The 22,391-nt window shown below is 62.9% G+C and carries 18 protein-coding genes and 1 pseudogene; 9 read left to right on the top strand and 10 right to left on the bottom strand.

The genetic code is table 11. The features are described from left to right. Window positions 1–11: 11 nt before the first annotated feature. The gene (locus BPRO_RS10315; RefSeq protein WP_011483000.1) at window positions 12–3,005 is read left to right on the top strand and encodes a KAP family NTPase; all 2,994 of its coding nucleotides are present in this window, start codon (window positions 12–14) and stop codon (window positions 3,003–3,005) included. A gap of 534 nt (window positions 3,006–3,539) precedes the next feature. Here BPRO_RS10315 and BPRO_RS10310 read toward each other — a convergent pair. The 4 genes and pseudogenes from BPRO_RS10310 to BPRO_RS10295 all read right to left on the bottom strand — a co-directional run bounded on the left by BPRO_RS10310 (window position 3,540) and on the right by BPRO_RS10295 (window position 8,449). Beyond that, window positions 3,540–5,281, bottom strand: a pseudogene (locus BPRO_RS10310) (dipeptidase). Window positions 5,282–5,285: 4 nt separating this feature from the next. Next, entirely contained in the window at window positions 5,286–6,065 is a 780-nt protein-coding gene (locus BPRO_RS10305) for a peptidase E (protein ID WP_011482999.1), read from the bottom strand. Window positions 6,066–6,222: 157 nt separating this feature from the next. Continuing rightward, window positions 6,223–7,362: a threonine aldolase family protein gene (locus BPRO_RS10300; protein ID WP_011482998.1), complete on the bottom strand. Its 1,140-nt coding sequence runs from the start codon at window positions 7,360–7,362 to the stop codon at window positions 6,223–6,225. 58 nt (window positions 7,363–7,420) lie between these two features. Beyond that, on the bottom strand, window positions 7,421–8,449 hold the full coding sequence (locus BPRO_RS10295) for a Bug family tripartite tricarboxylate transporter substrate binding protein (RefSeq protein ID WP_011482997.1): 1,029 nt from the start codon (window positions 8,447–8,449) through the stop codon (window positions 7,421–7,423). 148 nt (window positions 8,450–8,597) lie between these two features. On the opposite strand from BPRO_RS10295, the gene BPRO_RS10290 reads away from it, so the two are divergent. The 3 genes from BPRO_RS10290 (at window position 8,598) to BPRO_RS10280 (ending at window position 11,877) form a co-directional block, all read left to right on the top strand. Next, window positions 8,598–9,473: a LysR family transcriptional regulator gene (locus BPRO_RS10290; RefSeq protein ID WP_011482996.1), complete on the top strand. Its 876-nt coding sequence runs from the start codon at window positions 8,598–8,600 to the stop codon at window positions 9,471–9,473. Window positions 9,474–10,319: 846 nt separating this feature from the next. Next, window positions 10,320–10,745: a CopG family transcriptional regulator gene (locus BPRO_RS10285; RefSeq protein WP_011482995.1), complete on the top strand. Its 426-nt coding sequence runs from the start codon at window positions 10,320–10,322 to the stop codon at window positions 10,743–10,745. A gap of 52 nt (window positions 10,746–10,797) precedes the next feature. After that, window positions 10,798–11,877, top strand: coding sequence for an extracellular catalytic domain type 1 short-chain-length polyhydroxyalkanoate depolymerase (locus BPRO_RS10280; RefSeq protein WP_011482994.1), 1,080 nt, complete (start codon window positions 10,798–10,800; stop codon window positions 11,875–11,877). Window positions 11,878–11,881: 4 nt separating this feature from the next. On the opposite strand, the gene BPRO_RS10275 is transcribed toward BPRO_RS10280, so the two are convergent. From BPRO_RS10275 to BPRO_RS10250, 6 genes are all read right to left on the bottom strand, one after another. Further along, on the bottom strand, window positions 11,882–12,721 hold the full coding sequence (locus BPRO_RS10275) for an intradiol ring-cleavage dioxygenase (protein WP_011482993.1): 840 nt from the start codon (window positions 12,719–12,721) through the stop codon (window positions 11,882–11,884). 39 nt (window positions 12,722–12,760) lie between these two features. Further along, complete coding sequence (locus BPRO_RS10270) at window positions 12,761–13,819, bottom strand: maleylacetate reductase (RefSeq protein ID WP_011482992.1); 1,059 nt, start codon at window positions 13,817–13,819, stop codon at window positions 12,761–12,763. Between the two features lie 14 nt (window positions 13,820–13,833). Continuing rightward, entirely contained in the window at window positions 13,834–15,078 is a 1,245-nt protein-coding gene (locus BPRO_RS10265) for an MFS transporter (protein ID WP_011482991.1), read from the bottom strand. Window positions 15,079–15,227: 149 nt separating this feature from the next. Then, window positions 15,228–16,208: a gamma-resorcylate decarboxylase gene (tsdA, locus tag BPRO_RS10260; protein ID WP_011482990.1), complete on the bottom strand. Its 981-nt coding sequence runs from the start codon at window positions 16,206–16,208 to the stop codon at window positions 15,228–15,230. 52 nt (window positions 16,209–16,260) lie between these two features. Further along, complete coding sequence (locus BPRO_RS10255; protein ID WP_011482989.1) at window positions 16,261–17,508, bottom strand: acyl-CoA dehydrogenase family protein; 1,248 nt, start codon at window positions 17,506–17,508, stop codon at window positions 16,261–16,263. 41 nt (window positions 17,509–17,549) lie between these two features. Continuing rightward, complete coding sequence (locus tag BPRO_RS10250) at window positions 17,550–18,062, bottom strand: flavin reductase family protein (protein WP_011482988.1); 513 nt, start codon at window positions 18,060–18,062, stop codon at window positions 17,550–17,552. A 99-nt stretch (window positions 18,063–18,161) separates the two neighbouring features. Here BPRO_RS10250 and BPRO_RS10245 point away from each other — a divergent pair, with 99 nt between their 5' ends. From BPRO_RS10245 to BPRO_RS10225, 5 genes are all read left to right on the top strand, one after another. Next, on the top strand, window positions 18,162–18,692 hold the full coding sequence (locus tag BPRO_RS10245; protein WP_232291523.1) for a MarR family winged helix-turn-helix transcriptional regulator: 531 nt from the start codon (window positions 18,162–18,164) through the stop codon (window positions 18,690–18,692). Window positions 18,693–18,812: 120 nt separating this feature from the next. Next, window positions 18,813–19,883, top strand: coding sequence for a 3-deoxy-7-phosphoheptulonate synthase (locus BPRO_RS10240; RefSeq protein ID WP_011482986.1), 1,071 nt, complete (start codon window positions 18,813–18,815; stop codon window positions 19,881–19,883). Window positions 19,884–19,920: 37 nt separating this feature from the next. Further along, complete coding sequence (locus BPRO_RS27980; RefSeq protein ID WP_011482985.1) at window positions 19,921–20,622, top strand: tetratricopeptide repeat protein; 702 nt, start codon at window positions 19,921–19,923, stop codon at window positions 20,620–20,622. A gap of 282 nt (window positions 20,623–20,904) precedes the next feature. Next, window positions 20,905–21,696 (top strand): hydroxyacylglutathione hydrolase, encoded by a 792-nt coding sequence (locus BPRO_RS10230; protein ID WP_011482984.1) that lies wholly within the window; start codon window positions 20,905–20,907, stop codon window positions 21,694–21,696. A gap of 7 nt (window positions 21,697–21,703) precedes the next feature. Beyond that, window positions 21,704–22,384 carry an NUDIX hydrolase gene (locus tag BPRO_RS10225; RefSeq protein WP_011482983.1) on the top strand — a complete coding sequence of 227 codons (681 nt, stop codon included), beginning with the start codon at window positions 21,704–21,706 and terminating at the stop codon, window positions 22,382–22,384. The last annotated feature ends 7 nt before the right edge of the window (window positions 22,385–22,391 follow it).

Raw genomic sequence — 22,391 nt, 5'->3', positions numbered from 1 at the left:
AGGAGAAATCGATGACGGTTACCAAGCAAGCGATGAAGATGCCCGAGTTGCTGGTATTCGCCAGGGCGCTCACCATTGGCTTCGTAAGTGCGGAGGTTTGGCGGGCTACCTTCTACCTCGGTGCGAACTTCGCTCAGACGTTGTCTGACGTAGCTCTCTGGGCGAAGGCCGGTGGGGTACTGGTCGGACTGCTGCTGTGTCTGATCTACTCAGTTAAGCGGGGCGCGCACGGCGCTGCTGCGCGAATGGGTCGCAGTCTCCGCCTCGATCTGCTGGTCGCGATCGGCATCGGCATCTGGACGAACGAGTTGGCCTCGCCCTGGTTGGCTAGAGCCCATGCCGCACTCAAGAATGCGGATTCTCATTGGGCCCCAGCAGTCCTCCTTCTACTCTGCGCTGTGCTGTTGTCGCCACTGGTTCAACAGTACTGGCCGAGGCCCAAAAGAACGAATCCACAGCTGTACTTCATTTCGGATGAGGAAATCGGAGACGAGAATGAAGATCTGCTTGCGAGCGAAGCGCAAGCCAAGTCGTTCGCGGAGACTGTTCTCGCAAGCGGTGCCCACCCGGGGCTTGTCTTTGGGGTCGATGGACCGTGGGGGATCGGCAAGACAAGCTTCATCAACCTCGCTGAGCGTTACTGGGCAAGCGCAGAAGACAGGGCCATTGTTTGTCGATTCGAACCCCTTCGGTATGCATCAGAGCCTGACCTTGCGGACCGCTTGATTCGCGACTTGTCCGCCGCGATTCAACGAAAGGTCTTCACCCCAGAGTTTCGGCCGGCGGCATCGCGGTACTCCCGGCTGATAAAGGGAAAGGCCGACGTGTCGTTCCTTGGCTTCAAACTCTCTTTGGAACCGTCGCAGGAGACCGTTGATGAACTGCTTGACGATATCGACGAGGTCCTTAGGCGGATCGGCCGTCGCGTGATCATCGTCATCGACGATCTGGATCGATTGGACGCGAAGACTACCAACAACGTTCTGTTCGCAACGCGACGGACGTTCAAGCTCTCTCAGGCTACCTACGTCCTCTGCTACGACACCGAGATACTTGCTGGAAGCAAGGAAGAGGGTTCGAGGGCGCGGGAGTTCCTTGAGAAGTTTGTGACAGTCAAGCTGAGCTTGTTCATCGACAGCTCCAGCATTCGGGACTTCTTACGAAGGGACTGGCATCGCTCAGACAACCAACTGGGCTCGATTCCTTCCGACACGATGCTGAAGCTTGGCGCCGTGCTCAACGAGTTGGCGAGCATTCTTGACGGTGACTTGGCACCGAAGTACCTACCCCTGGTTGGCGACCTGCGCAAGGTGAAACGCTTCGTCAACGCCATGCTGCTCATGCAACTTGAGAGGAGCAACTTAGGTCGGACGGACTTCAATAAACGCGACCTCATCAACCTCATACTCTTGCATCTGAACTACCCTGGGTTGTTCAGGCGCATCTACGCCGAAGAGACGGAGGGACGTTGCGGGACCTTCTCGGTGCGTCGCAAATACGGAGAACACGAGTTCAAAAACTCGGCTGAATTCTCAACGCTGGTGGCAGAGCAACAAGGAGCCGAAGGGTTCCTTTTGACACAGCTCTTCGACGTGACAACTCTAAAGCTTGGTGATCGAAGTGACGTAGATGAGGCGATCCTGGCGTCACGTGCTTGCTTCAATCAGGACTCCTTCAGGAATCTGGAGGGGTACCTCAAGCTCATTGTGCGGTTCACCACGCCCGAGCCGCAGGAGACATTTGTTCTGTACCAGGAGGCCGTGGAACGAGTTCGGAAGGGGGCGTCCATTGCTTCAGTTCTTACGTCGCCTGACTTTCGATCGGAACGAAGGGAGCACGCGCATGACCAGTTCTGGAGGGTGCTCGTCAATCAGTCTCATGACTTCACACGCACTGTCGCCGAAGATGCCATCGATACGCTCGTCGACTATCTGCCGTGCTACTCAGCGATCAAGCAAGATGATCAAGGATTGCGCCAGAGGTCGATCTACTCCCTGCTGCAACTCTTGGATCGAGCTGGTTGGGGGAGGACATCGGGGCGTCGTCTCCCGAATACGGCGGAGAATGTCATAGAGATCGCTTGGCGGATCTTCGGCGAACGTTCCTACGAAGGCAAAGGCCTACTTCAACGCCTTGCCGGCAGCGATCGCGGCGTCCTCGGCTGGAACGATCTCATGTTGTTCAGGCTTCAATGCTCCGCAGATCGTCAGGGACAGCTGTACAACCTGCATTCAGCCCTCATCGTCCATCAGGATGGAAGTGCTGCGACATCTGGTTTGGTCAGTAATCTCGCATTGATGGGAATGAGAAGACTGTCTCAGGAGGTCTTCGCGCTGTTCAAGCGAACCTACATTGATCCGCGGCGAAACTTTCTTTCAGAAGTCAGTGATGCCCCAGTTGGAGCGTTTCTCGGCGAAGCTTCGTATCAACTTGGCCAGCAGGATTCAAGGGACGATCAAACCGAGCAAGGTGCTGCTTCGCTTGCTCAGCGCGTTTCCTCGGCGCGCTCCGTCGTCAAGTCCTTCGTGATCTACCAGCTGAGCAATCCACTGCCCCCAAATGGGTCTGGCGTGGGCTGCGGGCATTACGACGAGTGTGGGGCTGGCGATGGTGGTGGCATAGCAAGGCTGATGAACGAGTACGCGTTTGGCGTCTGCTTCAACCCCGACATCCACGAGGACAACGTCTTTCATTTCCTCGACCACTGCCTGTCGCATTTGAGTAACTCTTTCTTTTCGGGCGGAGATGAACAGGGCTACTTTGCGTCCAAGGCTGAACTTCCAGGAGGTCTTGATCCGAAGGAGATGGGACGGTACTGGAGTCAGCACCAGGAACTCATTCGCCAACGAGTCCTGCACGTCGAAGAGCGGTACGTAGTCACATCCAACTACATAGCTTCGTATCGCGAAGGCCTGGCAGGAGTCTTCGCCGTACTTGATGGATTGGCCGACGAAGCAACAGCGGTTGAGGCGGAGTCCGAGAAGCTTCCGCCAAACCAGTCTTGAGCGGGGTCAACGGGCGTTGAGTCCACGTCACTGACTAGGTGCGGTCGGCGTTCAGGAAACCTCAACCTCGCAATGCGCCGGTACGGTCTACGGTATCGTTGACACCGGTCGCAAGTAGCGACGGCTCGCTGGCGCCTGGCTGACCGCAATATGTCCGAAACGGTGAGTTGAGGGTTTGTCCACCACTGGCCTCAACCGCTCCTGAGCGGTCATCGGACGGAGTTCCTCGAAGGACCGCAACGGGTCGTCAAGAGCCGGTCATAAACGACCGTTGACGGGAAATCATTTGGGTTGCCGGTAAGCCGACAGCGACGATCGGCAGCTACCGCTGCAGCCCCGTCATTCGAATCCCAATCATCAGTGACCGCAAAGACCCAAAGCCGACACCAAAGGCGCCCGACCGCTTCAGGGTGTAGCAGACCTGGCAGGTGGAGCAGTGCCTCGATGCCCATGAGGGCCATGAGGGCCATTTGCGATCACGTGGGTTTCACAGATGCGCGCCTCCCCGTGGGAATGGTCGGTTTCCGTGGCGCCTCACTGCATCTGCGGAAGGTTGCCAATTCGAACCAGCATCTCGATGAACATCTGCATGTCGGCATCGAGGTCTGGCACCTCCTTGAATTCGTTGGCGTTGTGCGCGGTGTATTTCTTCCCGGGCATGGCGGGCCCGAAGTTGATGGCATTGGGCATGAGCTGGGCCGTGGTGCCGCCGGCCGTGGGCACGGGCTGCGCATCGAGGCCGGTGGTCTCGCCGAAGATGTTGAGCAGGGTGGACAACCAGGCGCCCTTGGGGTCGCGCGCCATCCAGTTGCCCTGCTGGTAGTCGATCTCCAAGGGTGTGCAGCTGGCCACCCCCCAGGCCGCGATGCGGGCCTTGACCGCCTGGGTGAGTTCGTCCGGCGTCTTGCCGCGCGGCATGCGCACGTTGACGACCACCTCCGCCTTGCCGTTCTTTTCGCCCGCCATGGTGGGCGACATGGTCAGCGGGCCCATGAAGTCGTCGCGGTAGCCCACGCCCATGGCCTCGGCCAGGTAGCCCGTGCCATACAGCTCGGTCATGTAGCGCACGGCCCGGGCGAAGTGGTTGTCGGCCAGGTGCAGGCCGGACTCCCGAAGGAACAAGGCTAGGCGGGGCAGCGGGTTGCGCCTTCCTCGGGCCGGGATCCGTGGGCGGAAACCCCGGTGAGCTTGACCTCGATGCGCCGGTTCGCCGCATCGGGCGTGACGTCGATGCTGAACGACCCGCCCTGCCTTTCGTACTTCTGGATGAAGCCGGCCCTCGCGGCGCGCAGCACCTCGGCGGCCTGGGCCACGTCACCGCCCTGCAGCGTGGCCGTGGCCGTCTGGGAGATGGTGCTGGCCGAAGCCGCTGCGGCCATGGCGGTGATGACCGTGATGACCCCGGTATCGAGCGCAACAGGCTGCGCGGGAAAGAGCACGCCGAGGCGGCCCGTGCCCTTTTCCGCGACCACGGCTGGGTATTTGCTGTCGAGCAGAATGTTGTAGTCGGGCACCTTGACCTTGCCCTGGTAGTACTTCATGCCGTCGCCGCCGCTTTCCTCGGTGGTCTCGATCATGAGCCGGATGGTGCGCACCAGTGGCAGGCCGCTGGCCTTGACGTCGCGCATGGCGTAAAGCACGGAAGCGATGGAGCCCTTGTCGTCGATGGTGCCGCGGCCATACAGGTAGTCGCCCACACGTGTGACCTTGAACGGGTCCAGCCGCGTGCCATCGGCAAGCACCCACTCGTCGCGCACCACGGGCACGACGTCGGCATGGGTGAGGATGCCGAATTCGTCGCTGCCCGTTCCTCACAAGGTGACTTCGAAGATGCGGTTGTCGACGTTGCGGTAGCCGAGACCGAAGTCCCTGGCCATGGTTTCGACCAGCCGGCCAAACTCGAGGATGGCCGGACTTTCGTGCTGCGGCACGTTGCCGGTGCGCACGGTGGGCAGGGCCACCATTTTCTCGAGGGCATCGATCACCGGTTGCTGGTTGCGAAGCCGGCCGTAGGCGCCGAGCAGGCGGGCGATGTTGGTGAGGTCGTCGCCTGCCAGTGCCCGCTGGCTCTGGTAAGCGGCCACGGCCGGGGCCAACGACGGGTCGGCCAACGCCGCCACGGCCAGGAAGGCCGGGAAGTCCGGCGCTCGGTGGGCTTGCGGGTTGGCCATGAGTTGGTCGATGAAGGGCTTTTTCAGCGTGGCGGCCAGCGCGGGCTGACCCCAGGCGCAGGTGCTTGCCAGGACGAGGGTCAAGGTGGCGAGTGTGTTTTTCATGGCGTTACTTCAGCACGTCGGTGGGCAGCCTGGTTTCGGAGATGTTGCCGCCAACGAGATCGACATGGTATGAAAAGCTCTTGTCGTTGAGTGCCACCGATCTGATGAACTTCTCGTCCTCGAAATAGACACCGGCCAAGTTGTCGCAGGCATAGCCCGGCGGCAGCTCGCCCTTCTTGATGAGGTCGTGGTAGAGCGGGCGGCGAAATGCCTCGGCATCGAAATGCGGGCAGTTGGAGCCCTTGAGCCATCCCATGCAATCGACCTTGGACAACTCGCTGGGCCGCGAATCGCTGGTACCGCTTTCGAACCAGCACAGCGAGCCCGCACTGCCGCCCGTCATCAGGACGCCCTTGTCATAGGCCTTGCGCAGCGCCTGGTCGATGCCCTGCGCCTTCCAGACGGCCAGCATGTTCAGCGTGTTGCCGCCGCCGATGAAGACCGCATCCATCTCCATCAGCTTGTCTTCGAAATTCTTCTTGGTCGTGTACGAGCTGATGAACGACTTCATGACATGCGCCTGCATCGGCAGGCTCTCGCTGGCCGCATACCAGTTGGTGATGTTGACTAGGCTGTCGCCCGTCGCCGTCGGGACATAGCAGATCTTGGGGTTCGGCTTGCCTGCCATCGGCACGATGTGTTTGAGGAAGGCGGCGAAATTGCCACTGCCGAAGGCGAGCAGCCGTCTTCTGGCAGAGGGCGATGCGGGTGCATCAGCGGCCATGGCAAGGGAAGGCAAGGCCATGGCGAGGCCGGCGGTTTGAACGAATGCTCTGCGTTTCATGGGGTGACTCCGGGTCGTTGATTTTTCGCGCCCGGTGGAGCGGGCGAGGGCCACTGTTGACGTCGACGTTCGACGGCGGCGGTTGGGCTGACGGGCTGGCGGCTGAATCGGGCGCGCTCGGACTCGGTGTTTGCCGACCTGGCACGCCATGCGGTGGCTACGAGATGGCTGCGGCCGGCCGGGCAACGTCGCTTCCAATGTCACGGCTGTGACCTGTGCTCGGCAGCGTCGCGGCCACGGCGCGGAAGGCTTCGATCACGGCGGCAATTTGCATGTCATCGACGTGGCGGTGTGTCACGCAGCGCAGCAGCGCACGACCCCAGGGCCGCACCAGCACGCCGTGCTCCCGAAGGCGCGACGTCCACCCTTCGGCGTCGAGGCCGGTCGCGGACACGTCGACCTGCACGATGTTGGTCTGCGGCCAGTTCACGCGCAGGCCAGACGAATCCTTCGCGCCGTGCAGGCCCTGGCTCAGTTGACGAGCGCGTTCGTGGTCGTCGGCCAAGCGCGCGACCATGGCGTGAATGGCGACACGGCCCGCAGCGGCGGCGATGCCCACCTGCCGCTGGCTGCCGCCCAGCATCTTGCGCAGGCCGCGCGCCTGCTGAATGACCGGCGCCGGTCCCACGAGGACCGCCCCCATGGGCGCGCTCAGGCCTTTGGACAGGCACACCGACACCGTACAGGCCGTATCGGCCAGAACCTTGGGCGCCAGGCCCAGCGCCACCGAGGCGTTGAAGAGCCGCGCGCCGTCGAGGTGAACAGCGGCTCCGTGCCGCTGCGCCAGTTGCTGGACCGCCTGCATGTGGGTCAAGGGCAGCGCCGCGCCACCGGCATCGTTGTGCGAGGTTTCCATGCAGACCAGCGCCGGCCGCAGCTTGCCGCGGCCCGGCGCGATGGCGGTCGCCAGCAGGTCCATGTGCATCGCGCCAGCCTGGCCCGTGATGCCTTCGAAGAAGCTGCCGGTGAGGGTCGCCGCGCCACGTTCGGCGCGGTAGAGGTGGCTGGTGGCCTCCATCAACACGGTTTCCTGCCGCCCGGCCTGGATGAGCACCGCCAGCAGGTTGGCCATGGTGGCGCTGGGTACGTAGAGGCCCGCGGCCTTGCCCAGCAACTGGGCGGTTTCGGCTTCCAGCAGGCGTGCGGTCGGGTCACCGTCGAGGCCGTCGTCTCCCAGCTCGGCTGTGGCCATGGCGGCATACATGGCCTCGGTCGGACGGGTCACGGTGTCGCTGCGCAGGTCCATCAGCGGCTGGGCAGGACCGCCTGGGTGGTTGTCGCCAGGATGGCTGTTCATGGGTATACCTTGCAGAGAGTGAGCGGCGTGTTGATGGTATTGGGGACGGCTGAGCGCATCAGTCCGCACTCGCGCCGGAGGCCTTGACGATGGGGCCCCACTTCTTGCGCTCGCCATCGAGGAACTTTGCGAAGTCGCCCTGCGTGCCGGGCTGCGGGAAGATGCCCCGCTCGACGAGGTTGTTCCGCGTCTCCTCGGAATCGAGCGACTTGTTGATCTGCCTGTTGAGCAATTCGACGACGGCCGGCGGCGTACCGACCGGTGCGACCACGCCGTAGAACACACTGTAGGCAAAGCCCGGGAAACCGCTTTCGATCAGGGTGGGCACGCCGGGCAGCACATCCAGGCGCTTGCCGGACGTGACGGCGAGCGGCCGCAGCTTGCCGCCCTTGATCATCGGCAGCGCCGCCGTAAGCGAGGCGTAGTACAGGTCCACCTGGCCGCCGAGCAGGTCGGTCATGGCAGGGCCGGCGCCCTTGTAGGGCACGTGTAGCATGTCGCCGCCCGAGGCTGCACGCACGCTCTCGGCCACGAGATGGCCCACGGTGCCGTTGCCCGACGAGGCATAACTGAGCTGCTTTTTCTTGGCGACGGCGACCACGGCGCCGAAGTCGCCGTAGGGGCTGTCGGTGCGCACTACCAGTACCAGCGGGCCGCTGCCGATGAGCGCCACGGGCGCCAGGTCCTTGGACGGATCGAACCCCAGGTTCTTGTAGAGGAACTGGTTGACGGCCAGGTTGCTGGTCTCGCCCATGACCAGCGTGTAGCCATCGGGCGGCGCCTTGGCGCCAAACCTCAGGCCGATGTTGTTGCCCGCGCCGGGCATGGTGTCGACGACCACCGTCCATTTGGCGGTGTCACCCAGTTTTTGCGCCACCAGGCGCGAGACCGCATCGGTGCCGCCACCGGGCGGGCTGGGAGCGACCAGATGGATGGGGCGCGTGGGAAAGGTCTGGGCCTGGGCCACAAGCGGCGACGCCGTGCTGGCCAGGGCGCCAAGGGCAAGCACCGTGAGTGCCAGGCGCATCCACCGAGAGGTGGACGCAACACCGCGAGGGACTGCGTTTGAAAGATGGAGACCGGACATGCTCTTTTCCTAGTGAGGTGGTGGGCGAAGGTAGGCGGTGAAGGACTTCCGTGCGCCGCATCGCGCTGCAGTGCACTTGCATGGACTTTAAGCACTATGCTTGCATCAGTTAAGCGAGATATTTCAACTCCGGCTTTGAGGAATCCTCATGAATCTGGCGATGTTCAACACGCTGCGCGCCATCATGGAGCACGGCAACTTCAGCGCCGCGGCCGATGCCGTGGGCTGCAGCCCCAGCGCGGTGAGCCTGCAGGTCAAGCAGATGGAGCTGTTCTTCGGACAACCGCTGTTCGACCGGTCGACCCGCATCGTCGTCCCGACGCCTCTGGCGAAGGAACTGGGGGGCGCGGTGGGCGAATTTCTCGGACGGATCGATGCACTGCGTGCGCGTCCCACCATCGCCGTGGCGGGCAAGCTGCGCATCGGCGTCATCACCAGCATGCAGAGCGACGTGATGCCGCGCGCCTTGCACCGGCTGCGCGGCCTGCACCCGGCATTGGAGATTCGCGTGGCGCCCCTCAATGACACGGACGAACTGCTCGCCGAACTCAAGGCAGGGCGCATCGATGCCGCGCTGCTGGTCAGGCCCGAGGCGGGCGGCTCCAGCCGGCTGGTCTGGCGGGATCTGCATCGTCAGCCCTTCGTGCTGCTGGCCCCGCGCGAGTCGGCCGTCGCCACGCCGCGCAAGCTCTTCGAGGCCCACGAGTGGATAGGCTACGACCTGAGCCTGCCCGCCGGCCGGCAGGCCGCGCGCTTCGTCCGTGCGTTGGCGCCGGAGGCGCGCTGCACCACCGAGCTTCGGTCCATGGATGCCATCGTGGCCATGGTCTCGCTCGGCATGGGCATCACGGTGGTGCCACAACCCCGACGGCCGTTGCTGGCGGCTTATTCCGTGCGCGAGGTGGCGCTGGGCCACAAGGCGCCCTCTAGACGCATCGCATGCGTTTGGCGCAAAACCGATGACGGAAGCCGCAACATCATCGCACTGGCCGAGGCGTTCACCGAAGCATTCAAGACGCAGTAGATACTCTGGCAGGCATCGGACCTGCGCGCCTACTCAAGGGTGCCCGTGGAACAGACTACGCTTGCCAAGGTTCCTTTCAGTGGAAATACAGCTATCTAATCTAACAACATGACCGCTTACCTATTGCGGGACGTCCGCAATTGGCCGGGTGCAACTGCCGCAATCGTTGAAACCATCGGCATATAGCCGACGTTCAAGTTGCTGAGTTGGGTGGCTGCTTTGGAGCGACCAGTGCTGAAACCGCTACAGCCGCAGTCAGTCTCCAGCGGGTACTCAGCACCATGCGCCTGAGCGCATAGCCGATTGCCAATGAAACCTCCCGCTTTGGGCTCGAACCGTGACTCTCAAGACCCATTCAACAATACCAAGGCCACTGCCTAAATTACCTTCCAAGCGCCCCGCCCTCGCCTCAGCCGTTCCCATCTTCGCCGCAGCAAAGCAGAGCCTGAAGGTCACCACATCCGGATTGGTCGCATAAAGCCGCGCCCCTGACACAAACGCCACGCATTTTTAAACACACGCTTGGCAAACCTTCACGACAACGCGCTGACCGGCAGTGGAAACCCGTCACTTGGAGAATTCTGTATACCGAGATGGGTGGCGCCTGTTTTTTTTTGACTGTCATTAAGGGGCAAATCAGACTATAGCCCGTACAAAATTGGCGTAAGCAGCTATCATTTTTATAGTCAACATAACCAATGATCATCGCCGGGTCATCGATCCAGTGAAATAGCGCGTTAGTACCCAAGCAGAAGGCTTTGACTTAACCGAGGATTGCCCGCGCAACCCGGACGCCTCGATTTACCATCCAAATAACATCCACTTGGATGGTGCTAAGATGGTCAAATGCCAAAACCCAGCAGAACCTCCCAGATTGCAACGCCCAAGCCGGTCGACGAAAAGATCACGATCAACTTGGGCTGTGTCGACCTTGGCCAGATTGACTTGCTGGTGCAGGAAGGCCTTTATGCGAACCGGACCGACCTGATCCGCACGGCGATCCGAAACCAGCTCACCACGCACAGCGAGGTAGTGCGCCAGGTCGTGTCGCGCAAGACGCTGGTGCTGGGCATCCAGCACTACACCGAGGCGGACCTGCTGGCCGTGCAGGCGGCCGGGGAGAAGTTGCAGATTCGCGTGCTGGGGCTGGCCACGATCGCACCCGAAGTTACGCCCGCGCTGGCGCTCGCCACCATTGAGTCGCTGACCGTGCTGGGCGCCCTGCATGCGAGCCCCGCCGTGAAAGCCGCGCTCGTGCAGCGTATCCGCTAATACAGCGAATACAGCGAGTCAACGAATCAACGAATCGAACTGAAAGAAGCTGATGACCCCTGATTTCCAACGCCTGATGAAGGATGCCGCCCAGCTCACCCGTGCCGGTGACCTGCAAGCCGCCACCGCCGCGATCCAGGCCGCGCTGGGCGGCGGTGTGGCTGCCGCAGCCGCCGCCGCACAAGACCTGCGCGACGTGATTGATGTTGCGGCGCGCGAGGTGCCTGACGTTGCGCGGACATTTGACGACGAGTCCCCCTCCGCACCGGCCGGCAACGCTCCCGACGCCGGCCGCTTCATTGCCGGCAGCCATGGCGACGCTTCGGGTCACCGCGACTTCAAACTTTATATTCCGCCGGGCGCCGGCGAGCGCCCGCTGCCGCTGGTTGTGATGCTGCACGGCTGCACGCAGAACCCGGACGATTTTGCGGCGGGCACCGCCATGAACGATGCGGCGCTGGCGCAGGGCTTTTTTGTGCTGTACCCGGCACAGTCGCAGCAGATGAATCCGCAGCGTTGCTGGAACTGGTTCAAACACACCCACCAGGCCCGCGGACGCGGCGAGCCGGCGCTGCTGGCGGGCATGACGCGCGAGGTGATGGCGCGCCATGCGATTGACCCGAGGCGCGTTTATGTGGCCGGCCTGTCCGCGGGTGGCGCCATGGCCGCCATTTTGGGCGACGCCTATCCTGACCTGTATGCCGCGGTGGGCGTGCACTCGGGGCTGGCGGCCGGCATCGCGACAGACCTGCCGTCGGCGCTGGGCGCGATGAGGGGCGGTGGCACCACCACCCGTGCGACCGCCAGCGGCGTGGCGACCATCGTCTTTCACGGCGACGCCGACACCACGGTGCATCCGGGCAACGGCGAGCAGGTCATCACGGCCAGCGTTGGCACGGCGGCCGCTGTCGAAGTCGAACACCTGAAAGGAGCTGACGGCCGCGCGACCACGCGCCGCGTGCACCGCGCGAGCGATGGCACGGTGGTGGCCGAGCACTGGCTGGTGCACGGCACATCGCACGCCTGGTCAGGCGGCAGCGCCAACGGCTCGTACACCGACGCCCGGGGGCCAGATGCCAGCGCCGAGATGGTGCGGTTTTTTCTGGAGCATCCGCACCGGCAGGCCCACTAACTCATTAACGGCCCGAGCGCACCGGGTTCAGCACAAAATCATATTCCAGCAGATAGTCGCCATCGGGTTGCCTCACCCAATCTGCCACCAGCGACTGGCGCACGCCGAACACAGCATCGGAATCGAGGTATGGGTCGCCGTCACGGAAGACATGGGTGATCAATGTTTCGTAGCCTTCGGCCGTAATCATGAAATGCAAATGCGCGGGCCGCCATGGGTGGCGCTTCGTAGCCTTGAGCATGTCGCCCACCGGGCCATCCGTCGGGATCGGATAGGCTTCGGCCACGATGGTCCTGAAGTCAAAGCTGCCATCGGCACGTGATCTCAGCACGCCGCGTGCCTGCGCATGGTTGAGTTCAGGTTTCTGCACGTCGTAATGCCCCTCGTCGTCGGCCTGCCAGACCTCGATGGCCGCGTTGGCCACGGGTTCACCGTTCAGGCCACGCACAATGCCGCGCACCTGGCAGGGTTCGCCGCTGGCGCCGTTGGCTAGGTCGTCGCCGTTCTCGTAGTGCGGCGCGCCTTCGACGTAGAACGGGCCGAACACCGTGGCCTCGGTGCAGCCCTGGGGCTTGTCGTTGTTCATCGCAACCGTGAGCATCGACAAGCCCAGCACGTCGCTCAGCAGGATGAACTCCTGGCGCGTTTCGTTGCATTTGTGGCCGGTGGCGGTGAGGAATTCGATGCCCTTCAACCACTCGGCCTCGGTCAGCTTGACCTCACGGGCGAAGGCGTGCAGGTGCTGCACCAGCGCCGTCATGATTTCCTTGAGGCGGGGGTCGGGCGTATTCGCCAGGCGTGCGATGACGGCCTGGGTGATGTTGTCTTGGTGGAGGTTACGCATGGGGTTTCGTTGATCGTTGAGGATAGCAATTTCGGTGAATCAGGCCGGTCGCGCACCATCGAACGCATCCTGCAGCAGTTGCCGCAGCGCTGCGCGCTCCAGCGGGCGGGGGTTCGGATACTGGTTTTGCAAGGCAATGTCGCAGGCCCGATCCAGGTCTGCCAGCTGCATGCCGATGTCCTTCAGGGCCACCGGCGCGCCATTGTCTCTGGCCAGATCAAACACCGCATGCGGCGCCGAATCTGCCTTCAGGGCCCGGGCAATCCGCTGCATGGCCACCGGCGCCGCCTTGGCGTTGTAGGCAAGCGCGTGCGGCAGCACGATGGTGTGTGTCTCGGCATGGGGCAGGTTGAAGCTGCCGCCCAGCGTGTGGCACAGCTTGTGATGCAGCGCCATGCCGACGTGGCCGAGCACCGTGCCGCACAGCCAGGCGCCGTATAGCGCGTCGCTGCGCGCTTGCAGATCGTCCGGTTTCCTTTTGATAGCAGGAAGTGATCGCCCGATGGCGGCAATGCCCTCCTCGGCCATCAGACTCATGATCGGATTCGCATCCACGGCATACAGCCCCTCGGCCGCGTGCGCGATGGCATTGAGGCCACTGGTCACGCTGACCGCCACGGGCAGGCTGGTCGTGAGTTCGGGGTCGTAGAGCACGGTGCGCGGCAGCACGCGGGCGTCCTTGCCGGTCTTCTTGAGTCCGGCCTCGGTGATGCCATAGATCGGCGTCATCTCCGAGCCGGCGTAGGTGGTGGGAATGGCCAGGATCGGCAGACCTGAATCCAGCGCAATGGCCTTGCCCAGGCCGATGGTGGAGCCGCCCCCCACGGCGACCGCGCAATCGGCGCCGAGCCGGCTCGCTACCTCTCGCGCCTGCCTGGCGGTCTCAATCGGTACGTGCATCGCGGCGCCGTCAAACACGCCGGCGCAACGCTCAGCCAACAGGGCTGCCACACGTTCAGCCAGCGGGCGTTGCCCGGGGGTGCACAGCACCAGCACCTTGCGGGCGCCCAGGGCGTCGATCTCCCGCCCCAGGTATTGAAGGCTGCCCGCGCCGAAAACCACACGGGCCGGGTTGGAGGTGTAGGCGAAAACCTGCATTTTTATCCCTGACTTTATCCCTGAGGGGCAACCGACAAGCCGGACGGACCGTTGTTGAGCGATTCCTTCTGTGGATACATGTACTTTCCAAGGCTCAGCAACAGCAGGCATGCAATCACCAGTACCCCGCTCAGGCCCGCCAATGCTGCAGTGTAGCTACCCGTGGCGTCGAACACGAAACCCATCATGTAGGGGCCGGCACCTGAGCCGAGCATGAATGCGGCGAACAGATAGCCATAGATTTCACCGAAACTTCTCAACCCGAGATAACGGGATAGAAGGAAGGCAATGAGGTCAACCTCGGCGCCGAGTCCCAGGCCGACCATCACGACGGCAACGGCTGCGTAGCCCGGCGCCACATTGGAGAACAGTATGCCGATGCCGATCAGGGGAATTGCGAAGAAGAATGCGGCAACATGCGGCGCAAAAATGCGGTCCAGCAGAAAGCCGGCCAGAAGGCGCCCGCCAATCAACGCCAGGCCTGCGAATCCGAGGGCCGTAGTCGCAACGGAGGGACCAACACCACGATCAACCAGCATCGGTACGACATGAGCGATGACGCCGTTGGTGGCAAATGCAACTGCCGCAAATGAAATTGCCAACTTCCAGAACACCGACGAGCGCAGCGCCTGACGGCCCGTCAACCCGGGTAAATTACCGGCGCCCGCTTGGCTGCGGTGGTCTTTCCCGGGCTCGCGCACCGCAAGACCTACGGCGCAAACGCCCACCACAAACGTCAGGGCTGCGAGCCCGAGATAGGCCCCCTTCCACCCGACATTCGCCACGAGCATCTGGGCGAACTGCGGCACCAGGGCTGCGCCGAGACCGACGCCCGACATCGCCACGCCGAGCGCCAGGCCTCGCTTGTCGTCAAACCATGCCGCGATGGCTTTCGCATAGGGCAGCGGCGTCTGCCCTGCCGCGGCAATACCCATGAGCGCATAGATGAGCATGAACTTCGAGGGCGTATCGGCAAAGACAGCGAGCGCAGCCATCGATAGCGAGAACAGGGTGATGGCAGGCAAGGTCACGGCCCGGATGCCGAACCTGTCGATCAGCCTGCCCGCGACCGGCACAAACAGTGCGGTCATGGTCAGGCCGATCACCAGTGCGAACGAAGTGGTCGAGCGGGACCAGCCGAACTCTTTCGTCAAGGGCAGAAGAAACACTCCAAACGTAAATTGCATGATGGGACCGTTCCCGACCAGAAGGCCAAAGACGGATCCCACGACGATCCACCAGCGATTGTTCAGTTTCATTGTCTTCTCCACGTGGCTTTTGCCATCTGTATGTCGTTTCAGGGGGACTGCATTCACGGCATTGCCGATCACTGCAGCTTGAGCTTTGGTTAGCGGTTCAGTTAGTGGTTTAGTTAGTGGTTTAGTGGTTTAGTGGTTTAGTGGTTTGGTTAGCGGTTCAGTTTGAATAGATTCTGGGCATTGCCCCAGCCAATTTTTTTGCGGTCAGCCTCGCTGATGCTCGTGTTTTCGAACCAGTCCGCCGCATGATCGATGTTCTCGAAAGGCCAGTCGGTCGAGAACAGGATTCGGTCTGCGCCGATTTCCAGGATCGCGTCAATCAGGGTCTGGGTGCGAAAGTTGCCCGAGGTCGTCAGATAGAAGTTCTCGTTGAAGTAGTCGACGATCTTTCTCTTGGCGGGGTATTTGGGCGTCGTCTTGATCCAGGCGTTGCGATGATCGATACGCCACATGCTGTAGGGCAAGCCTTCTCCCATGTGCCCAAGAATGATTTTCAGCGCGGGGTATTTATCGAACAGACCCGAGCCCATCAGGCGCAGGGCATGCACCGCAGTTTCCTGACCGAAAGCCCAGGTCGGGCCGAGCAGCCAGGCATGGCCGTCGTAAATACGGGCATCGCTGGGCAGTGGATTGCGCGGATGCAGGTAAAACGGGACGTCGAGCGCCTGGACTGTTTCCCAGAACGGCCAGTACTGCGCCATGTCGTAGTAAAGCGGGACGGCGCTGCGGTTGTCTTGCGAGAAGCCGTTCACCAGGGCCCCCACGAAGCCGAGTTCTTTCACGCACCGCTCGAGTTCGCGGGCCGCCAGTTCCGGGTCCTGCATGGGCAGCGCGGCAAAGCCCCTGAAGCGCGTGGGCTGTTTCGCCACCTGTTCAGCCAGGAAGTCATTGGCGCGTCGCGCCGTTTCGTTCGCACGCGTTGAATCTGCAATGGCCTGAACCGCTGGCGCGTTGAGCGACAGGATCATGGTCTCGATACCGTGCTCGTCCATCAGACGCACGCGCCGGTCCTGGATGTCCAGCAGCCGCGAGCGCAACTCGGGCCAGTCTTTGTCGGGGACGAATCCGGCCGAATCCATGAGTGTTTCCTCGGTGGCGAAATGCTCCTCGAGGGCAATTTTTCCGTTCATTGATACCTTTCCTTTCAGTAATAAAAATCACGCGATTTGGGTGGCCGGTGTTTCAGTACTGGCCCTTGGGCGGAAGGCCCAGGGCCAACTGGCCGTACATGCTTCCTACGGCGTCCCAGTTCAAACTGATATGCCGCCCCACGGCGTTCGCGTCGCGCCAGGCGCGCTGCACCGGGTTCGCCATGCTCAGGCCGAGTCCGCCGGTCGAAGCGTTCAGGGCTTCCGCAGCACGCAGCGCCAGAGAGACCGCGAACGCCTGTCCGCGCCGGCTGAGGATCCGATCTTCCTGCGTCACAGGACTTCCTGCGTAAGCCTTGTCGGTCACTCGTCGCAGATCCCGCAGCAAGATCTCCTGCGCTGCATCGGTACTGGCCGCAGCGTCAGCAACGCGCAGCTGGATGGTGGGAAATTCGGCCATCTTCTGGTGGGCGCCGGCCACCGCGCCGCGCGTGATACGGCCACCGGTCGCCTCAAGGTAGTCGTCCAATGCGCCCTGCGCTGCGCCCACGGCAACGGATGCAAGGCAAGATGGGATCATGGTGAGCATGGGAATCCGGTAGCCGGCTGTGTCCGCGTAGACCTTGGCCCCTGGCGTATCACCGGAGGTCGACTGCGCGAATGTCAGAACCCGGTGCGCCGGAACGAAGATGTCGTCAAGAACGAGTGTCTTGCTGCCGGTTCCGGCAAGGCCGACGACATCCCAGGTGTTGGAGATCGTGTAGTCGGAGGCCGGCACCAGCAGAAATGCCGGCTCGCCAACAGCAGGGTCGGCCGCTGAGGGCACGATGGCCGCGCAGAATGCCCATTGCGCAACTTCACATCCGCTGGCGAAGCTCCAGTTGCCGCTCAGTCGATAGCCACCAGCCTGCACCGTTGCCTTGGCGGCCGGGGCATAGGAGCCGCACATCAGCGCGTTGGGGTCTGCACCCCATACGTCGTCCTGAGCTGCCGCCGGAAAACCCGCCAGCAGCCATTGATGCGCGGCCAGCAGGCCGCACACCCATGCCGTTGACGCACAGTACCTTGCGAGGATCAGATTCGCCTGGACCAGCGTATCGAAGTGCTCCTCGCTTCCGCCGTGGGCCGCGGGCTTGACCAGATCGAAAAACCCCGTGGCTCGCACGGCTGCGATATGCCCTTCAGGTATCCGGCCGTCGCTCTCTACCTGCCGTGCTGCCGCCCTGAGCATGGGCGCGAGTTCATGGAGCCTGTGCATCAACGCCGTGGCGTCGAACGTTTCGCTTTCAGTTTCGCTTTTACGCGGTGATGCCAGAACGGCATGGTCAACAAAATCATTCATGTGAAATTCCCGGTTAGGTCGTTGTCGATGCGCTCCCCGATCTACTGGGCAGCAACTGGCGTGGAGCTGCAGTAAGTCGAGTTCTGATAGAGGAGTGGCGCGCTGTTTTCGGCAATCTGCACATCGCCGACTTCGCCCACGAAAATGGTGTGCGTACCAAAAGGGATGGCGAGTTTTTTGACGCAGAAAATGCGCGCCTGGGCTGAGGTGAGGTACTTGAGCCCGTCTTCGGTCTCGGACCAGTCACCCATTGAAAATCGCTCATGCGGAGCGACTCCGCCGCTGAAGGCGTTCGATATTTCCCGGTGTTGCTGCGCGAGCACATTGACGCAAAACCGGCCGGTGGACGAAATGATGTCGTGCAGCAGCGTTTTGCGATTGATACAGACCAGCAGTGCCGGCGGATCAAGCGACACGGACGTGATGGCGGTGGCGGTCATGCCATGGCCCCGGCTCCGGTCTCCTGCGGTGACAATTGATACAGTCGACGCGATGCCGCGCATGGCATCACGAAAGGCGGTCTGAACCTCTGCTACGACAGTTGGCGTTTTCATGGTGTTGCTCTCCGATCTTTGGGGTTGAGTGCGCTTGCTTGGCTATATTTTTACTTGCAACAATTGCAAACGCAACTGTTGTATATTGAATTCTTGTAGGTGTTTACGCTAATTCGCGCCCAACCAATTTCTTCAAGCCTCCTTTTATTTATGTATCGACTAGGTGACTCTTTTCCCTATCTGCTCAATCGGGTGGGTGTGCGCATCGGCGAGTTGTTCAGCCAACGGCTCAAGCCCTACGAGGTGACGCTGCCGATGTACCGAGTGCTGGCTTCGCTATGGGAAAAGGGCGATCAACGCCTGAATGAACTCAGCGATGTAACAAGCCTGGAAACCTCTACCCTTTCACGGCTCATCGGGATCATGGAAGACAGAGGCTTCGTGACCCGGTCTCGCCTGGAGGACAACGCGCGGGTCGTCGCCATCAACCTGACGAAGCAGGGTCGCGCGCTGACCGAGGAACTCATACCGTTGGCGGTGCAGTTCGAAGAGGTAGCGATCCACAGCTTTGGCAAGAGTGAGGTGGCACGGCTGAAGCGTGCCATGAAGGATGTCTACGATCATCTCAACGCGCTGGATCCGCGCACCCTGGAGGAGCCGCCGTACAAGCGTGAATCGTCAGCGCGCTAAATGCTTGTCGTCATTCCGGCCCGACCGAGGCGCCCGACACGAACTTATGAAACCGGGATGGATGGTGCAGTGGGCTGTAAAGTGAAGGGCTGAACAACGCCTGCGAATCACGGAGACGCCATGACCATCCCCATCTCGGACATCCACATCGCCCAGGCCGACCCGCTGCCGGAACCCCGGCTGCTGCGTGACGAACTGCCGGCGGGCGACGCTGAAGCCGAATTCATCGCCGCGTCGCGCGCCGCCACCCGCAACATCTTGCGCGGCCTGGACGACCGGCTGCTGGTGGTCGTGGGCCCCTGCTCTATCCACGAGCCCGAGTCGGCGCTCGAGTACGCCGCGCGGCTGCGCCAGGAAGCGGTGCGCCTTGGCGAATCGCTGCTGCTGGTGATGCGCGTTTACTTCGAAAAGCCGCGCACGCGCATGGGCTGGAAGGGCCTGATTTATGACCCGGGGCTGGACGGCCAAGGCGACATCGGCGAGGGCCTGCGCCACGCGCGGCGCATTTTGCTCGATTGCGCGCGGCTGGGTGTGCCGGCAGCCTCTGAAATCCTGGACTTGGTGACGCCGCAGTATTACGCCGAGCTGTTGACCTGGGGCGCGATTGGCGCCCGCACGGTAGAAAGCCCGCTGCACCGGCAGATGGCTTCGGCCCTGTCGGCGCCCGTGGGCTTCAAGAACGCCACCAACGGCAGCGTGGGCGCGGCCATCGACGCCATCCATGTGGCTGCGCAGCCGCACCGCTTTCCGACCATCTCGCTCGAGGGCCGGGCCATGGTCATCACGACCACCGGCAACCCCGATGGTCACCTGGTATTGCGCGGCGCCAGTGACGGGCCAAACTACGACGCCGCCAGCGTCGGGCGCGCCACCGAGGCCCTGGAGAAATCCGGCCTGCCGCCCCGCCTGGTGATCGACTGCAGCCACGGCAACAGCAACAAGGACTATTCGAGGCAACCTGCGGTGGCGGCCGACATTGCGCAGCAGGTCGCCAGCGGCTCGACCGGCATCTGCGGCCTGATGATTGAAAGCCACCTGGTCGAGGGCCGGCAGGACATCGTCGACGGCCGCAAGGGCCTGCACTATGGGCAAAGCGTGACTGACGCCTGCATCGGCTGGGAGGCGACCGTGGCCGTGCTGGAGCAGCTGGCGGCGGCCGTGCGCCAGCGCCGGGCGGGCGCCATCAGGTAATTTGCCGGCGTGCCTCCCGGCGTATAGGATGAGCAGCATGAGCCTCATGTTGCGCGTGCTGACCCTATGCGTCGCCCTGGCCACCTTGGCCGCCCCGGGCACGATGATGGCTGCGCAGCCGCTGCCTGTGGCCGGATCGCCTACTCCACCTACTCCACCCACTACTACGCGGCTGCAGGCGCGCAAGGCGATCGAGCACCCCGAGCCCGCCGTCCGGCGCGCTGCCGTCGTGCGCCTGGGCGAAGTCGGCGTCATGGCCGATGCCGACCGGCTGGTTGCCCACCTGGGAGACGATGACGCGCCGGTGCGCGAACTCGCCGAAGCCGCGCTGTGGCAGATCTGGAGCCGCTCGGGCGACCGCGCGATCGATGCCCTGCTCCTGCGCGGCGTCCAGCAGATGGAAGCGCACCAACTGGTCGAGGCGGTGGCCACGTTTTCCGAGGTCATTCGCAGAAAGCCGGCTTTCGCGGAGGGCTGGAACAAGCGCGCCACTGTTTATTACCTGCTCGGCCAGTACGAGCTGTCAATCAAAGACTGCGACGAAGTCATGAAACGCAACCGCCACCACTTCGGGGCGCTCGCGGGTTACGGGCAGATGTACCTTGCTCTGGGTGACCCCGACCGCGCCCAGCCCTACCTGGAGCGCGCGCTCAAGGTGAACCCGAACATGGCGGGTGTGGCGGCGACGATCCAGCTGATCGAGCAGCGCCGCGAAGCAAAGCGGCGCCGAACAATCTGAATCCAGACCTCTAACCTCTAGTGTGGTGTTGGCACCCGCCCATCCATTGTTGGCATGCACCCTAAAATGGTCCGCTAACCGCAATACCATTCAGTTAAGTTATTCACCCTGAGCCGGAATGACCAAAACCTTGACTTGTCATTGCGGGTCTGACCCGCAATCCATGGATCCCGGATCGGGCCTGCCCCGGACTTGATCCGGGGTCCGGGATGACAAACCAGGAGGCAAGGGCTTAACTGACTAGTATTGCCGCTCACCGTTAACAAGCCCCTGGAGCCCGCTATGATCGTCGAACGCATCTGGACCGGTAATGCCTACCGCAATTTCAATTACCTGATCGCCTGCCCCGAGACCGGCGAAGCGCTGGCCATCGACCCGCTCGACCATGAAAAGACGCTGGCCACCGCCAGGGTCAAGGGCTGGCAGATCACGCAGGTCCTCAACACCCACGAGCACCACGACCACACCGGCGGCAACGCGGCCGTGATTGCGGCCACCGGCGCCAAACTGATCGCCCACCACAAGGCCGGCGGGCGCATTGCGGGTGTGGACCGGGGCGTGAAGGCCGGCGATGTGATCAAGGTCGGCAAGACCGTCGAGCTGGAGTGCCTGGACACGCCCGGCCACACGATGTGCCACATCTGCCTGCGCTCGCACACCGAGCAGCCGGCGCTGTTTTCGGGAGACACGCTGTTCAATGCGGGCGCCGGCAATGTGCACAACGGCGGCGACGTCAACGCGCTGTATGCCACCTTTGCGGAACAGCTGGCCCGGCTGCCGGACGACACCCTGGTCTATCCGGGCCACGACTACATCGAGAACAACCTCCGGTTCACCCTGGCGCGCGAACCCGACAACGCCGCCGCAAAAGCCCTGCTGCCCAGCGTGACCGACCATGACCCCGCGAAGTCGGCCGTCACCACGCTCAAGGACGAAAAAGAGTTCAACACCTTCCTGCGCCTGAGCAGCCCCAGCGTCATCGCCAGGCTGCGCGAGAGCTTTCCCGACCTGCCGGACGAGCCCGACGCCAGAACGGTGTTTGCCAAGCTGCGGGAACTGCGCAACCAGTGGTGAGCGGAGAGTGACAGACACGAGCCGCAACATGCAGCAGGACCAGCATCTCAGAGCACGCATCGAGGAGATGCTGCGCGCCTTCACGCTGCAGGCAGCCGAGCGCGACCAGCAGCATGCGGCGGCGGTGGCCGTGGTCATTACCGATGAAGGCCATGGCGCCGAACTGCCCGGTTTCCCGCGGCACGCGGCGTGGAGCACCCAGGCGGCCCTGCTGCTGACGCGGCGCGCCGGCCACCTGCGCAAGCATGCGGGGCAGTGGGCCCTGCCCGGGGGACGCATCGACGCAGGAGAAACGGCGGAGCAAGCCGCGCTGCGCGAGTTGGCCGAGGAGGTGCACCTGGAACTCGATGTCAGCGCCATCCTGGGCCGGCTCGATGATTTTGTGACCCGCTCGGGTTTTGTGATCACGCCGGTGGTTGTGTGGGCCGGCGCGGCGCAGCACATCCGGCCCAATCCGGCCGAGGTGGCCAGCATTCACCGCATCCCCATCGCCGAGTTTCTGCGCGCAGACGCGCCCATGCTGGCCGATGAAGGGCACGGCGGGCACCCGGTGCTGCGCATGCCGGTCGGCAACCACTGGATTGCCGCGCCGACGGCAGCGATCCTCTACCAGTTTCGGGAGGTCTGCATCGAGGGCCGGCCCACCCGCGTGGCGCATTTCGAGCAGCCGGCGTTTGCCTGGAAATAGGCGCGCA

The sequence above is a fragment of the Polaromonas sp. JS666 genome (genome assembly GCF_000013865.1).
Taxonomy (GTDB): Bacteria; Pseudomonadota; Gammaproteobacteria; order Burkholderiales; family Burkholderiaceae_C; genus Polaromonas.
This window is presented reverse-complemented; position numbering and strand designations above follow the sequence as displayed.